General features: G+C 37.7%; 13 protein-coding genes and 1 pseudogene. All 14 read left to right on the forward strand.

The annotated features are described in order from the left end of the window. Nucleotides 1-7: 7 nt before the first annotated feature. Nucleotides 8-385 carry a cell division protein FtsL gene (gene ftsL / locus V6E76_RS09630; RefSeq protein WP_026867530.1) on the forward strand — a complete coding sequence of 126 codons (378 nt, stop codon included), beginning with the start codon at nucleotides 8-10 and terminating at the stop codon, nucleotides 383-385. Further along, nucleotides 372-2,519, forward strand: a complete 2,148-nt coding sequence (locus V6E76_RS09635) for a PASTA domain-containing penicillin-binding protein (protein WP_247352414.1) — start codon at nucleotides 372-374, stop codon at nucleotides 2,517-2,519. Before ftsL ends, V6E76_RS09635 begins: the two co-directional genes overlap by 14 nt. A 9-nt stretch (nucleotides 2,520-2,528) precedes the next feature. Continuing rightward, the gene (gene mraY, locus V6E76_RS09640) at nucleotides 2,529-3,491 is read left to right on the forward strand and encodes a phospho-N-acetylmuramoyl-pentapeptide-transferase (RefSeq protein ID WP_247352412.1); all 963 of its coding nucleotides are present in this window, start codon (nucleotides 2,529-2,531) and stop codon (nucleotides 3,489-3,491) included. A gap of 1 nt (nucleotide 3,492) precedes the next feature. Further along, a complete protein-coding gene (gene murD, locus V6E76_RS09645; RefSeq protein ID WP_247352409.1) occupies nucleotides 3,493-4,830 on the forward strand; it encodes a UDP-N-acetylmuramoyl-L-alanine--D-glutamate ligase in 1,338 nt (445 codons plus the stop codon). A 14-nt stretch (nucleotides 4,831-4,844) separates the two neighbouring features. Beyond that, the gene (locus V6E76_RS09650; RefSeq protein WP_247352407.1) at nucleotides 4,845-6,101 is read left to right on the forward strand and encodes a cell division protein FtsQ/DivIB; all 1,257 of its coding nucleotides are present in this window, start codon (nucleotides 4,845-4,847) and stop codon (nucleotides 6,099-6,101) included. Nucleotides 6,102-6,202: 101 nt separating this feature from the next. Then, the gene (gene ftsA, locus V6E76_RS09655) at nucleotides 6,203-7,711 is read left to right on the forward strand and encodes a cell division protein FtsA (protein WP_247352405.1); all 1,509 of its coding nucleotides are present in this window, start codon (nucleotides 6,203-6,205) and stop codon (nucleotides 7,709-7,711) included. A 24-nt stretch (nucleotides 7,712-7,735) separates the two neighbouring features. After that, nucleotides 7,736-8,690 (forward strand): annotated as a pseudogene (gene ftsZ, locus V6E76_RS09660) (cell division protein FtsZ); the annotation flags it as partial. Nucleotides 8,691-8,988: 298 nt separating this feature from the next. Beyond that, a complete protein-coding gene (locus tag V6E76_RS09665; RefSeq protein WP_156889185.1) occupies nucleotides 8,989-9,774 on the forward strand; it encodes a purine nucleoside phosphorylase YfiH/LACC1 family protein in 786 nt (261 codons plus the stop codon). Continuing rightward, on the forward strand, nucleotides 9,767-10,396 hold the full coding sequence (locus V6E76_RS09670) for a YggS family pyridoxal phosphate-dependent enzyme (RefSeq protein ID WP_035857257.1): 630 nt from the start codon (nucleotides 9,767-9,769) through the stop codon (nucleotides 10,394-10,396). Before V6E76_RS09665 ends, V6E76_RS09670 begins: the two co-directional genes overlap by 8 nt. A gap of 8 nt (nucleotides 10,397-10,404) precedes the next feature. Then, on the forward strand, nucleotides 10,405-10,983 hold the full coding sequence (locus V6E76_RS09675; RefSeq protein WP_026867538.1) for a cell division protein SepF: 579 nt from the start codon (nucleotides 10,405-10,407) through the stop codon (nucleotides 10,981-10,983). Between the two features lie 11 nt (nucleotides 10,984-10,994). Further along, nucleotides 10,995-11,300: a YggT family protein gene (locus V6E76_RS09680; RefSeq protein WP_026867539.1), complete on the forward strand. Its 306-nt coding sequence runs from the start codon at nucleotides 10,995-10,997 to the stop codon at nucleotides 11,298-11,300. 93 nt (nucleotides 11,301-11,393) lie between these two features. Next, nucleotides 11,394-12,167, forward strand: a complete 774-nt coding sequence (locus V6E76_RS09685) for a YlmH family RNA-binding protein (protein WP_499797803.1) — start codon at nucleotides 11,394-11,396, stop codon at nucleotides 12,165-12,167. A gap of 9 nt (nucleotides 12,168-12,176) precedes the next feature. Next, nucleotides 12,177-12,659, forward strand: coding sequence for a DivIVA domain-containing protein (locus tag V6E76_RS09690; RefSeq protein ID WP_247352401.1), 483 nt, complete (start codon nucleotides 12,177-12,179; stop codon nucleotides 12,657-12,659). Between the two features lie 247 nt (nucleotides 12,660-12,906). After that, nucleotides 12,907-15,645 (forward strand): isoleucine--tRNA ligase, encoded by a 2,739-nt coding sequence (ileS, locus tag V6E76_RS09695; protein WP_247352399.1) that lies wholly within the window; start codon nucleotides 12,907-12,909, stop codon nucleotides 15,643-15,645. The last annotated feature ends 2 nt before the right edge of the window (nucleotides 15,646-15,647 follow it).

The raw sequence follows: 15,647 nt of genomic DNA on the forward strand, positions 1-15,647 counted from the left end.
TGTTGACATGGTAGTAGAAAGATATACTGAAGTCCATCCATCCCCTAAGACGACCAGACGCCAGGAGAGCCAAACACATATAAGAAAAAAGGCTAAAGTCGTCGGCATAAAACGATTTGAAATGGCAGTATACATAACGCTAGTTGTTCTGATTGCAGCAGCCTCAGTGTATGTGCTATCTTTAAAAATGGAAGCTCACAACTACCAAAATGAAAAATCATCAATAGAACAATCCATCTCTGTAAAAGATGGTGAAATTAGTGAATTACAAACTGAAGTCACTTATCTTGCTTCCTACGATCGCATATATGAAAAAGCTCAAGAATTGGGCTTAGATCTGAACAATAGCAATGTAAAGGTTGTAGAAAAGTATGGTCAAGAATAAAAGAAAAATCAGCCTGAAGAATATAAAGACCACACCTGGTGCACTCCTGATATATATCGGTATAGGAGTGCTTTTTCTATTGATAATCGGTCAATTTATTAGATTGATGGTGTTTCAAACAATAGATGACGAAGACCTAATCGCACGCGGTGAGGATAAGTATGCTGTTTCTTCAGTCACTGAAGCAGAGAGAGGGGATATTACAGACCGCTCAGGTAATGTCCTTGCGTCAGACATGGAAGCTTATAGACTAGTGTTGATAACGGATGATAATTATCCAAACCATGTATCTAACCCAGAAGAGACAGCATCACTTGTCGCAGAAGTCATAGATACGGAAAAAGAAGAAATACAAGAGCAAATTGAAAAGAGTGTAAAAGAAGGACGATTCCAAATGGAACTCGGACAAGCCGGGCGAAATATTTCTTACAATGATAAGAAGTTTCTAGAGGAGTCTGAAGCAACGGGTCTTGTCTTTGAACCAGAAACAAGAAGGTTTTACCCGAATGGTCAATTTGCTTCTCATTTAATTGGCATGGCGGAATTAAATGAAGAGACGAACGAACTACAAGGTCAGCTAGGTATAGAAAAAATTTACGATGACCTACTAGCTGGAGAAGATGGATCGATTGACTATAACCAAGATGTTTGGGGTTCTATAGTGCCAAATTCTGATAATGTTCAACCGCCGGTTAATGGTAATGACGTTAAATTAACAATTGACTCAAACATTCAACTTTACCTAGAAGATTCATTAAATGATATGGAAGAACACTTTAAACCTGAAGAATTAATGGCAGTTGTCGCTGACGCAGACACTGGTGAAATTTTAGCAAGTGGTCAAAGACCGTCATTTAACCCTGAAACGAGAGAAGGCTTTGGTAACTCTTGGTTGAACATGCTCTATGAATATTCATTCGAACCTGGTTCAACATTTAAAGTATTTGGTTTGGCTGCCGCTATTGAAGAGGGCGTCTATGATCCCAATGAAGTTTATACATCCGGTTCTATGGATGTAATGGGTTCAACTATTTACGACTGGGAAACAAGTGGATGGGGAGACATTACATACAACGAGGGAATGCAGTACTCATCAAACGTATTAATGATGATTTTACAAAATAAAGTTGGCGCCGATAAAATGTTGGAATATTATCAAAAATTTGGCTTTGGTCAAACGACAGGTTCTGAGTTACCAACAGAATCTCCTGGTCAACTTGCATGGGATAATGAACTTCAACAAAAGACCACATCTTTCGGACAAACTTCAACGGTGACTCCAATACAAATGATTCAAGGTATGACTGCTTTATTAAATGAAGGTCAGATGAAGAAACCTTATGTTGTTGACGAGATAACTGATGAAGATGGCGAAGTGGTCTATGATGGCAAGGAAGAAAATGTGAGACAAGTGATTTCCAAAGAAGCTGCCAATAAAACAGTTGAAGAAATGAATACTTTAATCGATGGGTCCTTAGATCATAACTCACAGTACAAATTAGATGATTACGAAGTGACAGGTAAATCAGGTACTGCTCAGGTATATGATCCAGAAACTGGTGGCTACTTAGACGGAGATTATGAATTTTTCACCTCCTTCCTTGGTTACGCGCCAAAGGATGACCCTGAGGTGATCATCTATTATGGTATTAAGCTAGCGAGTGAAAATAAAAGCGAAACTTGGGACAACGGTGTTGCAAGAGGATTTAATCCACTTATGGAAAGAACTTTAAAATATTTAGAAGTATCAAATGCTGATGTATCGGAAGAGCACAGTGTCATTGAAATCGGTGATTATACAGGTAGTGAAATCGATACTCTAGAAGAAGAATTAAATGATACAATTGAAGTAAAAATAGTCGGTGAAGGCACTGAGATTACTGACCAGTATCCTAAGGATGACACACTATTACCATATGACACTTTATTTATTGAAACAGACGGTGAAGCTACTGTTCCGGATATGTCCGGTATGTCTAAGAGAGAAGTATTACTACTTGGTGACTTTATGGGAATCGATGTCTCGGTAAGTGGAGAAGGATATTCCAATGAACAGTCTGTAGAACCAGGAACAGTCATAACTGAGGATACTGCAATAGAAGTAACTCTATCGTCAAATGACCCGAATGATTAAGGAGGACCTATGAATTATATATTTCTTATAGCAGCTTTTTTATTGACAGCTGTACTCATCCCATTGTTAATTCCCTTATTAAAAAGAATGAAGTTTGGGCAAACGATACGTGAAGAAGGACCAGAGAGTCACCTGGTTAAAACGGGCACACCGACAATGGGTGGTCTATCATTTATTTCAGTGACTGTAGTACTTTCAATTATTGGGCTTTTCTTTGTAGATGATGTCTACAAATTACTTGTCTTGATTATTGTTACTTTGGGATTTGGTTTAATTGGTTTTGTTGATGACTATATCATTGTAGTTAAGAAGAACAATGCAGGCCTATCCTCTAAGCAAAAATTTATTTTCCAAATTCTTGTTGCGATAATAATTTACATTATAATGATTAACTGGATTCCTGATATTGATGCTGGCATAAGAATTCCAGGAACAGATTTCTTAATCCCACTCGGAGTATTTTTCGTTGTGTGGATTGTCTTCTGGCTAGTTGGTTTCTCAAATGCTGTTAATTTAACTGATGGTTTGGATGGTTTATCGACAGGTACATCCATTATCGCCTTTGGTTCATTCTTGGTCATTAGTTTAATTTTAGGTGAAATGGAAATTGCCCTGTTCCTATTTATATTAATCGGTGGATTAATTGGCTTCCTAATCTACAATAAGTACCCTGCCAAATTGTTCATGGGTGACACAGGGTCATTAGCACTCGGTGGGATTATAGCTATCGTATCAATCATGTTGAATAACAGTCTCTTGCTACTTTTAATTGGCCTAGTGTTTGTCATTGAAACACTGAGTGTCATGATGCAAGTGACATCCTATAAACTGACTGGTAAGAGAATCTTCAAAATGACACCGATCCATCATCATTTTGAATTATCGGGATGGAACGAATGGAAGATTGTTATTGTGTTTTGGTCATTTGGGCTAATTTGTGGTGTTATCGGTGTTATTTTAGGAGTGATGTAAGGTGAAAGATTATAAAGGTTTTGAAAATAAAAGTGTCATCGTCCTAGGTTACGGTAAAAGTGGTAAGAGCGCGGTTAATGCTCTGGTTACTTTAGGTGCCAATGTAACACTGACTACAAATGAAGTTTTTTCTGATGAAGAGAGCGAACAAAAACTGAATGGATGGGGTGTAGAAATTGTAGATGGGCACCACCCCATACATCTATTAAATGATGCTGATTTCATCGTTAAAAACCCAGGTATACCCTACTCAATTCCATTTTTAGTAGAAGCGACAGAGAGAAATATACCGATTGTTACAGAAGTTGAAATTGCGCATCTGTTAAGTGAAGCACCAATCTACGCCTTAACAGGTACGAATGGTAAGACAACTTGTACTCATCTTTTGGGTGAGATGCTTGAAAACGGCGGATCTCATCCAATTCTGTGTGGTAACATAGGCTATCCAGCAACAGATGCTGCCATGGAAGCAACACCAGATGATACTTTAGTAATGGAACTATCATCATTTCAGCTCCTCGGGACAGAAACGTTCCGACCTAATATCGCAGTGATTACAAATATTTATGAGGCCCATTTAGATTATCATGGTTCAAAAGAAGAATATAAAAAAGCTAAACTTAGAATATTTGAAAACATGACAGCAGATGATCTATTAATCTTTAACAACAACCAAAAAGAATTACTCGAAGGCCAAGATATTTCCTGTCAGGTTCAATACTTTGATATTAAAAACAAGGCAGATGCATACTCAGATGGTGAGTATTTAATTGTACACGATGAGAAAATCATGCCTATAGACGAATTGGTGTTAAAAGGGAATCACAATATTGAAAATATACTCGCTACCTTGCTGGTTGCAAAAGCACATGGAGTGAGTGATGAGGCAATTATTAAAACCTTGCAATCTTTTGGTGGTATACCTCATCGTCTTGAGCGTTTAGGAACGGTCAACGATGTCACGTATTATAATGATTCAAAAGCGACCAATAACTTAGCGACTTCCTTTGGACTCCAAAGCTTTACAACACCAGTGATATGGATTGCAGGTGGATTAGACCGTGGACAATCACTGGAGGATTTAAAGCCTTTTACGGCTCATGTTAAGGAAATTATCACCTTCGGTGAGACTCAAAGAAAATTTGTTGAACTTGCCAATGAACTAGGTATTCAGGTAGAAACAACAATTAATCCAAATTCAGCAATCGCCTTAGCACAAGCACATGCTGTAGCTGGAGATACTGTACTCTTCTCACCAGCTTGTGCAAGTTGGGATCAATATAAGGATTATGAAAGAAGAGGCGATCACTTCAAAGAAGGCTTTAGCCAATTAAAATGATAGGGGGATAGCCGATGTCAGAGAAAGACAACAATGCTGATGATATAAAAGAAAAACTGAAGAAAAAACGTCAAAACACCGAGTACACCGGCTATACCCCGAGGTCATTAAGAAATAAGGATAAGTCTGGTGAAGAAAACAAAGATGTTGAAGTTAAAGTCCCAAAAGATAGTGGGTTAAAAAAAGAGGCTAAAGCGAATCAGTCAGAGAAAGACATAAAATCAACACCGTCTGATGACTTGAAAGTCGAACACTATAAAGATTTTGACAATGATGAGAATGCAAAATCACCGGATACAAAAGAAAAAAGTAATGCTAAAGATCAAGAGAAAAAAACTAAGAAAAAAGAGAAAACGAACAAGATTAAGTCTGACAAGAAAGATAAACCTCCGAGAGAGAAGTTTCAGTTTAAAAGAGTGCATGCTTATATCATTGGTATTGTGGTCTTGGTAATTCTCTTAGGGACTTTGTTATGGTATGTCTTTTCAAGTGCAAGTGATGTAAAAGAAATTACCTTCACTGGTAATAGTATTGTTTCTGAAAGTGAGCTTGAGGAAAGAATTGGTTTTCAAGAAGGTGATAAGATGTTCAGTATCTCATTAGGTAAGGCAAGTGAGAACATCGAACTATTGCCTGTTATTAAAGAAGTCAATGCGAGTCGCGATTGGCCGAACGGCGTTACCATTGATATCGAAGAATATAAAGCAGTAGCCTATATAAATAGTGAAGATCTTTATTTCCCAGTTCTTGAAAATAGCCGAATCCAAAGAGGATATCCAAGTGCACCAAGAAATGCGCCCATCATTTACAACTTTGAAGGTGAAGAATTTGATGCTTTAGTAGAGGCATTGAATAATATAGAAGGCGATATTCTAGAAAATATTTCAGAAATTTACTTTAGACCGACAGATAATTCAAGAAGACGGATTCATGTCTTTATGAATGACGGCCAGGAAATTGTTGCTGATTATGAGACCTTTAGTGAAAAGATGAACTACTATATTGGAATTCGTCAAGAAATTGGTGAAGATGCTGAAGGCATTATTGATATGGAGGTCGGTACTAGCTTCTTACCTTACGATAGTGCGGATGCTAGAGAAATAAAAGAAAATATTTATAATGAACCGACAAGTGCAACTTACATTGAAGACATCAATGAATCACTTAATGGCGTACGTGATACACTTTCTGGAATGGACCAAGAAGAAGAATCAGAAACTGCTGAAGAAGCTGAAACAGAATCTTCTGAAGGTGAAGGATCAGCAGAATAATGGATAAAAGTAAACAAATTTTTTGAAATAGTTCACATTAATCAGAGTATAATGTAAACTAGTATTAGTATTATGAAAATGGCTGTGTAGGAGGCAATAAGGTGAAGGAACATTATTATGTTGCCCTTGATATCGGCTCATCCAGTGTCAAAGTAGTTGTCGGAGAAAAATTTCACAATGGTGTGAATGTAATCGGTACCGGCCAAACCTTCACTGATGGAGTTTCTAAAGGGATGATCAATGATTTTGATCAGGCTAAAAATGCAATTATTGATACAATTAAAAAAGCTAAAATTGCTTCTGGTATAGATATCGATGAAGTATTTGTAAAAGTTCCAGTTGCTGATACACGTATCAGATTTACTGAAGATGTCATTCGATTTGGTGGACAGGCGACTGAAATAACCGGTGAACATATTGAAGAGTTACTTGAAAATGTACGTCAAAGTGGTTTTGAGAGTAATGAAGAGGTTGTCAGTGTTTACCCTGTTTCATTTATCGTAGATAGTTTACATGAAGTAAGCGATCCAAAAGATATGGTTGTAGAGGAAAGCCTAGCTGTAAAAGCAGGGGTGGTTACAGCAAATCGTTCATTATTAATCAATCTTGTGAAATGTGTAGAAGCAGCTGGACTGACGATTTTAGATGTTTATTCAGACGCTCTAAACTACCAACACATATTAACTGATGCAGAAATTGAGCTCGGCGCGGTTGTTATTGATATTGGAATGGATCTCACACAATTTGCTTACTATGAACGAGGCGCACTTAAATATGCAAATAGTGTAGCGCTCGGCGGTAGAGATATTACCTTAGATATTGTCGATGAGTTTAACACTTCATATAATGAAGCGGACCAAGCAAAAGAACAATATGGTCACGCATTCTTTGATCACGCGAGTGATGATGAGAAAGTTACACTCAGTCAGTCTGACTCAGATCAACCACTTCAAGTGACATCTAAAGACTTAGCTGATGTAATTGAGCTAGTGATTGAAGATGCCTTTATGAGCGTCTTTGAGAACATAGCAGCTAATGGCATTAACAAAGTTCAAGGTGGATTTGTAATCACTGGTGGTACGGCAAACATCAGAGGGGTTAAAGAGCTTGCTCAAGATTTGGTTGCTGAAAAAGTAAGAATTCATATACCAAATCAAATGGGTGCTAGAAAACCCGAATTTTCTAGTGCGATATCCACTTTATCGAGCGGAATTATGTTTGATGAGTTGCTGGATTATGTTACAATTGATAATTATGATGACTATCCTGAAGCATCATCGGATAATGAAGAAAATGAAGTACAGGAGGAGCAGTCAACGAACTTCTTTACTAGCCTTTTCAATAAGCGTAAAGAAGAGAATGAACTGCAAGTCAATCGTGATGAAGAAGCAGCAGTTGAAGTAGAGCGTCAAAGAGACGAAGATGACTATGACTACCCTGAAGAAGAAAATTCTTACGATAGGGAAGATGATTACATCGCTGATGATGATTATGAAGATTACGAAGATGACCAAGAGGAATCAAGGCGATCTTCAGAGTCAAAAGAAGCCAAAGAAGAAGGCAATATTGGCGGTAAAATGAAAAAAATACTGAAAAACTTATTTGAGTAGAAGTACATTTGGGAGGAAAGATTAATGTTAGAATTTGAACAAGGTTTCAACCACATGGCAACGTTAAAAGTTATCGGTGTTGGCGGCGGCGGTAATAACGCTGTTAACCGTATGATCGATGATGGCATGTCCAATGTTGAATTCATTGCAATCAATACTGACGGACAAGCATTGAATTTATCTAAAGCTGAATCAAAAATCCAAATCGGGGATAAATTAACACGCGGACTTGGTGCCGGTGCAAACCCTGATATAGGTAAGAAAGCTGCTGAAGAATCACGTGAACAAATTGAAGACGCAATCCAAGGTGCGGATATGGTCTTCGTAACGGCAGGTATGGGCGGTGGAACAGGTACTGGTGCTGCACCAGTAGTTGCAAAAATCGCTAAAGAAATGGGTGCCTTAACAGTGGGTGTTGTAACTCGCCCATTCTCATTCGAAGGACGCAAGAGACAAACGCAAGCTGCTGCTGGTGTTGAACAAATGAAAGCTGCAGTCGATACGTTAATTGTCATCCCAAATGACCGTCTATTAGATATCGTTGATAAATCTACTCCAATGATGGAAGCATTTAAAGAAGCAGATAACGTTCTTCGTCAAGGTGTACAAGGTATTTCAGACCTTATCGCTGTAAGCGGGGAAGTCAACTTAGACTTTGCTGACGTTAAGACAATCATGCAAAACCAAGGTTCTGCATTGATGGGTATCGGTATTTCATCAGGAGAAAACCGTGCGGTAGAAGCTGCTAAAAAAGCAATTTCAAGTCCATTACTTGAAACTTCAATCGTTGGTGCACAAGGTGTCCTAATGAATATCACTGGTGGAGAATCACTATCACTCTTTGAAGCACAAGAAGCTGCAGACATCGTTCAAGATGCTGCTGACGAAGATGTAAATATGATTTTTGGTACAGTGATTAACCCAGAACTTGAAGATGAAGTGGTCATTACTGTAATTGCAACAGGATTTAATGAAAAATCAATTCAGCGTTCAAGTGAACGTCCTGAAGTATCTGAAAACAATACTCAAACACGTGGTGGAGGTTCAAACTTCAGTCAGGGTACTTCATACAATCAAAGAGACATCGTAGAAGAAGATACACTTTCACAATCTAACGATCGATTTGATGATAGAGGCAAAGATGAGCCAGATGTTCCAACTTTCTTAAAAGGTAATAGTTCTAGAAGAGAAAGACGCAGAAGATAAGCGAATTTTGATAGATTTTAAAGGAGATATTGGCAGCCCAATGTCTCCTTTCTTTCTAGGTGGGGTTTACTGTGATTGATAATTTTTCTTTTAGACATTTCGATAATTTTGTTGGCTATGTAACTGACGAACTCACACTGGGTTATACAAAACGTGTGGATGGTTTCAGTGAATATCCTGAAAAAAGTTTTAATATGGCACTTTACATCGATGATGAAGAGAATAATGTCCACCGCCATCAGGATATATTAGGTGAAAAAATTGATTTCCCTGTAGAAAATTGGGTCTTACCTATTCAACGTCACGGCGGTAACATTAGAGAAGTTAAGTTAGTTGACCGAGGAACCAATATTAGATCACTCAGTGAGTCATTTTATGATGTAGACGGTGTCTATACTTATGATAGAGATGTTCTGTTAACGATGAACTATGCGGACTGTATTCCAGTCTATGTATGGAGTGAATTGGATGACTTTATTGGTTTAGCTCACGCGGGTTGGCGTGGGACACAAGCCCATATTACTAAAAAGCTAATCGAAGCTTATAAAGGTAATATAGAGAACCTTAGAGTTGTAATTGGTCCAGGTATTAACAAGGACAATTACGAAGTGGACGACAAAGTTATCGATGCACTTAGCCCCTTATCAACCGAGTCATATAGCCAGACATCTACAGGTTATTTATTAGATTTAAAAAATGTGAATAGTGAACAAGCTCAGCATGCAGGAATTGATTCAAACCATATTCACGTGACTGATTTTGGCACAGAAGAAGCGGACTTTTTCTCCTATCGGTTAGAAAAAGGGAAAACTGGTCGTGCACTTGCTTTTATTGGAAGGAAGCGTAAAGATGATTAAGGAAAATTACGAACAGATTAGAAATGAAGTTGGCGATGGTGTGAATATCATTGCCGTGACGAAATATCATAGTGTAGAGGAAACACTTGAAGCTTATAATAGTGGGGTGCGTCATTTTGGTGAAAATAGGGTAGAGGGCTTTATAGAGAAAAGAAAAGCCTTACCTGAAGACGCTGAAGTTCATTTCATCGGTACGATGCAATCCAGAAAAGTTAAAGATGTGATTGAAAATTTAAACTATCTCCATTCACTTGAGAGAGAAAGTGTTGCAAAAAAAATTGAACAGGCAGCACATCATGTTGTAAACTGTTTTATACAGGTAAATGTGTCCAATGAATCTTCTAAGCACGGGATCGCACCTGAAGCTCTTGAGGATTTTTTAGAGACCCTACAAGCCTATGAGTATGTCAATGTCATCGGATTGATGACGATGGCGCCAGCAACAGAAGACCAAGCTGTAATTGATGATACATTTAAAGGTTTAAGAGACTTAAGAGATCAAGTTCAAGTTAAATATCCAACTGTCACTGAGTTGAGTATGGGTATGAGTAACGACTATCCTAGCGCTGTAAGTTTTGGTGCGACTTTTATACGCATTGGGAGTAAAATAATGGGGAACTAGGTGATTATATGGCTATTACAAAGTTTATAAAGGACTTATTTGTCGTCGATGTTGAAGAAGAGGTACCAGTTCAAAAAGAACAATCTTCAGTATCGAAAGTTACTAATCTTAAGACTGATAAACAGAACAATAGTCGTCACAAAGCGGCGGCAGAGAAGAGAAAACCTGAAACCAAATCTAAGTTGATTGATGTCAAAGACAGCGATAAGAAAGAAAAAATGATTCAATCGAAAAGAAAGCAAAGTCATCAAGGAAAATTTGAAGATAGGTCACAATCGAACCGCGGGGAGAATCGTGCAATGTCAGCAAATAATCAAAGTACAAAAGTCTGCTTATTTGAACCAAGAGTGTTTGCAGAAACACAAGATATTGCAGACGAATTAAAAAGTAACCGAGCAGCACTTGTGAATTTAACGAAGATTGATAGTGTGGCTAAGAAGCGAATTGTGGACTTTCTAAGTGGTACGGTATATGCTTTGGAAGGTGATATTCAAAGAGTCGGCACTGATATCTTTTTATGTACACCAGACAGCTTTGGTGTTGAGGGAGAAATCTCCGACAAAGAAGCACTTTTCGATGAAATGTAAGGAGAATATATTTGGATAATTCATTACTAATACAAATACTTATTTATATCGTCCAGTTTTTTAATTTTGTTTGGCCGATATTCACCTGGGGACTTATTATTTATATATTATCCTCATGGTTTCCAGCTTTACGAGAGTCTGCATTTGGAGAATTTCTAGGTAAGGTCTATGAGCCACTCTTAGAACCATTTAGAAAACTTATTCCACCACTTGCTGGCATGATTGACCTATCTCCAATAATTTTAATTATCATTTTGAATTTATTCGGACGAGGCATGAATGAAATATTCCAAGTCATCTTTTCTTGGCTTGCTTAAGAGTGTAATAGAATGTAGGACTTGTACCCGCGCTTGTTTATAAATCTAAGCGCGGGTCATTATATTTAAGGTGTGATCTGATTGAAAGGCATAATGCAACATTTTAGAAAGGACGAGCATGAAATGCTCTCACTTTTAAATAGTAAATTTGAGACAGCTGACCGTAATTATTATGCTGTTGTCACGGATTTTTTAAATCCGAGAGAAAGAAAGATGGTCGAGAGCTTAAGTGGTTCATTTCCTGATATAAAAGTAGAATATTACGGAGGGGGTAATAATGAGGAACGCGAAAGAATGCGCGCCTTGTTATCACCAGAGTTTATAGAAATCACTTTAGACGACTTTGAAATTACGGTGTTTGAAGTCTCCTATCCAGAAAAATTTGTAACCTTAAGTCATAGAAATATATTGGGTGCAGTGATGAATTTAGGATTGGATAGAGGGATTATTGGCGACATCATAGTTGGTGAAAAAATACAATTTGCGGTATCATCACCATATAAGGACTTATTTATTAACGAGTTAACAAAAATAAAAAATGCACCAATATCCTTAAAAGTTATACCGCATCAGTTGTTTCAAGATAACAGATTGACTGTTAAACATGTATCTATAATGTCTAGTTCATATCGGCTTGATGCTATCGTTTCACATGTTTTAAAAGAGGGAAGAGCAAAGTCTAAAGAAAGAGTACAAAAGGAAAAGGTGAAAGTGAATCATTCGATTGTCGATGAACCATCCTTTATAATAGAATCTGGTGACATCATATCAGTTAGAGGTTTCGGACGTTTTATAGTCTCTGAGCAACTCGCTGAAACTAAAAAAGGAAAGTATAAAGTTGATGTTAAGATTGTCACTGATAATTGAGGTGTAAAAATGAACAAAGATGAAATTGTTAATAAAAAATTCACCACGGTCTACCGTGGACTTGATGAACAAGCTGTCAGACAACATTTATCAGAAGTACAAAAGTTTATAGATAGTAAAGATGAACGTATCAGACAACTCGAAGAGACGCTAAATGATAGACAGGAAAATTTAAACAGCTTTAAGAGCGTTGAATCTTCAATAAATGAAGCGATTCTGAGCGCAACAAAAGCAGGTGATGATATTAAACTAAGAGCACAAAATCTTGGGGATAGTATCGTAGAAAAAGCACATAATGAAGCGGCTCAGATTAAAGAAAGAGCAGAACGTGAAGCAACTGAAGCAAGGTCTTATACTGATAACTTAAGAAGAGAAGCAAAAGTATTCAGAGCGCGATATAAAATGCTGATTCAAGCACAACTAGATTTGATCGAAACAGACGATTGGGAGCAAATGTTGAAACTTGATGATGAGAACCTTGACAAACAGTAAATTTACATTGACGAATGAAGAGAAATTTAGCATAATTAGTATGTATTATTAGACACGGAAAGTGTTCATAAGATGTTCAGCGAGCGAGGGAAGGTGAGAGCCTCGACAAACATGAACGCAGTCTATCACTAATGATTTATAATGAATATATATAAAGAGGACTCTAAGCAGTCAAAAAGGGTGGTACCGCGGTTATTCGTCCCTTGTTTTGCTTAGGGTCCTTTTAATTTATAAAAGGAGAATTTACATGGATTATAAAGATACCCTGTTAATGCCAAAAACAGCTTTTAAAATGCGTGGCGGTTTAGTCAATAAAGAACCAAAAATGCAAGATCATTGGCGTGATATTGACCTCTATAACAAAAAGCTTAAATTGAATGAAGGTAACACACCATTTGTATTACATGATGGTCCACCGTATGCGAACGGTAATCTTCATATGGGGCATGCCTTGAACAAGATCATCAAAGACTTCATCATCCGTAATAAACAAATGCAAGGTTATTATTCACCTTACGTACCTGGTTGGGATACACACGGTCTGCCAATCGAACAAGCCTTAACAAACAAAGGTGTCGACAGAAAATCGATGTCGATTGAAGAATTTAGAAATAAATGTATTGAGTTTGCAAACTCTCAAATTGATATCCAACGTGAAGGATTTAAACGTATGGGTGTTGATGGTGAGTGGGACAACCCTTATTTAACTTACAAACCTGAATTTGAAGCATCTCAAGTCCGTGTCTTAAAAGATATGGTAGAAAAAGGTCTTATTTATAAAGGGAAAAAACCAATCTACTGGTCTCCTACAAGTGAGTCATCTCTTGCAGAAGCTGAATTAGAATACAAGGATAAAAAATCACCATCTATCTATGTTGCATTTGAAGTCACAGATGGTAAAGGTATTGTCGATAACGGTGTGAAATTTGTCATATGGACAACAACACCATGGACAATTCCATCAAACTTAGCACTGGCTGTCCATAAGAATTTAAACTATGTTCAGTTTAACTATCAAGGTGAAGAATACATCGTCGCTGAAGACCTATTAGATTTCTTCTGTGAAGAAGTTGAATTCGATAAGGAACAAGTAACCCGTACAAAAGAGTTTAAAGGTGAGGCACTTGATCGTCTTGTTGCGCGTCACCCATTAATCGACCGTGACAGCTTAGTGGTTTTAGGTGATCATGTAACTACTGAAGCAGGTACTGGGGTAGTTCATACTGCACCTGGTCACGGAGATGATGACTTTAAAGTTGGCCAACAGTATGGTTTAGACGTCTTGAGTCCAGTAGATGACAAAGGTGTATTTACGAGTGAGGCTGGTAAATATGAAGGACTCTTCTATGATGAAGCTAATAAGGTGATCACTGAAGATCTAGAAGCTGCTGGCGCACTCTTAAAACTGTCATTCTATACACACTCATATCCACATGACTGGCGTACGAAAAAACCGGTTATATTCCGTGCCACACCACAGTGGTTTGCATCAATCGATGGTGTACGTCAAGACATCTTAGATGCCTTAATGGATACTAAATTCCAAGTAGAATGGAACCGTAAGCGCATGTACAACATGATTAAGAACAGAGGAGACTGGATCATTTCTCGTCAGCGTGTCTGGGGTGTGCCACTACCGTTCTTCTATGCAGAAGATGGTCAGGAAATCATCGATGCAGATGTCATTGAGCACATTGCTACACTCTTTGAAAAACACGGTTCAAACATCTGGTTTGAATGGGATGCAAAAGATCTTCTACCTGAAGGCTTTAGCCATGAAGGCTCACCAAATGGTGAATTCACTAAAGAAACAGATATTATGGATGTATGGTTTGATTCTGGGTCAACACACCGCGGTGTCTTAGACTATAGAGATTATCTGACTTATCCTGCTGATCTTTACTTTGAAGGTTCAGACCAATATCGTGGTTGGTTTAACTCATCACTGATAACGAGTGTGGCAACAAAAGGGCACTCACCATACAAAGAACTACTTTCTCACGGTTTCGTTATGGACGGCCAAGGTAAAAAAATGTCTAAATCACTAGGCAATGTTATCCTACCGACTAAAGTAATGCAGCAAATGGGTGCAGATATTATCCGTTTATGGGTTATGTCATCTGACTTCCAAGAAGATGTTAGAGTGTCTGACGATATTCTTAAACAAGTATCTGAAGTTTACCGCAAAATCCGTAACACATTTAGATTTTTACTAGGTAACGTCAATGACTTTAATCCAAATGTTGATGCAGTGGCTTACGATGATTTATTTGAAGTGGATAAGTATATGTACAATCGCTTTAATAAATTAAAAACATTCATGCTAGATTCATATGATAAGTATGACTATGTAACGATGTATCAAACCGTACAGAACTTTATCAATGTAGATCTTTCTAACTTCTACTTAGATTATGGTAAAGACATTCTTTACATTGAAAAAGCGGATGCACCAATCAGACGTAGTTTACAGACAGTATTGTATAAGATTCTTAAAGAATTGAACTTATTACTAACACCGGTTCTTGTTCATACAACTGAGGAAATCTACGAGCACACACCGTTTACAGAAAAAGAAAGTGTGCACTTAGAACACTATCCAGAGCGTGAAGACATAGATCAAGCACTCGTTGAAAAATGGCAGAAATTCATGGCAGTTAGAGATGACGTGTATAAAGCTTTAGAAGTTGCAAGAAACGAAAAAGTCATCGGTAAATCACTAGATGCTAAAGTGACTATCAGTCAACCAGAAAACTTAGACTTAGACGATATACGTGGTAGCTTAGCACAGTTCTTCATCGTGTCTCAGGTTGAAGTAGTTGATGAACTCACTGACGGTACAGCTTATGACAACGTTAAGGTCAAAGTTGAGCATGCAGAAGGTGAACGTTGTAACCGTTGCTGGAACTATTCAACGGCAGATTCAATTGTGAGCGGTGAGGATGATATTTGCCCACGTTGCCGTGAAGTTGTGGATGCACTTTAAGT

The sequence above is a fragment of the Jeotgalicoccus huakuii genome (genome assembly GCF_036665975.1).
GTDB classification, from domain to species: domain Bacteria; phylum Bacillota; class Bacilli; order Staphylococcales; family Salinicoccaceae; genus Jeotgalicoccus; species Jeotgalicoccus marinus.

Bases quoted from the DNA above. Each gene is read 5' to 3' on its own strand.
- ftsL (WP_026867530.1), top strand. From the start codon at position 8: ATGGTAGTAGAAAGATATACTGAAGTCCATCCATCCCCTAAGACGACC.
- V6E76_RS09635 (WP_247352414.1), top strand. From the start codon at position 372: ATGGTCAAGAATAAAAGAAAAATCAGCCTGAAGAATATAAAGACCACA.
- mraY (WP_247352412.1), top strand. From the start codon at position 2,529: ATGAATTATATATTTCTTATAGCAGCTTTTTTATTGACAGCTGTACTC.
- V6E76_RS09650 (WP_247352407.1), top strand. From the start codon at position 4,845: ATGTCAGAGAAAGACAACAATGCTGATGATATAAAAGAAAAACTGAAG.
- V6E76_RS09670 (WP_035857257.1), top strand. From the start codon at position 9,767: ATGATTAAGGAAAATTACGAACAGATTAGAAATGAAGTTGGCGATGGT.
- V6E76_RS09675 (WP_026867538.1), top strand. From the start codon at position 10,405: ATGGCTATTACAAAGTTTATAAAGGACTTATTTGTCGTCGATGTTGAA.
- V6E76_RS09685 (WP_499797803.1), top strand. From the start codon at position 11,394: ATGCAACATTTTAGAAAGGACGAGCATGAAATGCTCTCACTTTTAAAT.
- V6E76_RS09690 (WP_247352401.1), top strand. From the start codon at position 12,177: ATGAACAAAGATGAAATTGTTAATAAAAAATTCACCACGGTCTACCGT.
- ileS (WP_247352399.1), top strand. From the start codon at position 12,907: ATGGATTATAAAGATACCCTGTTAATGCCAAAAACAGCTTTTAAAATG.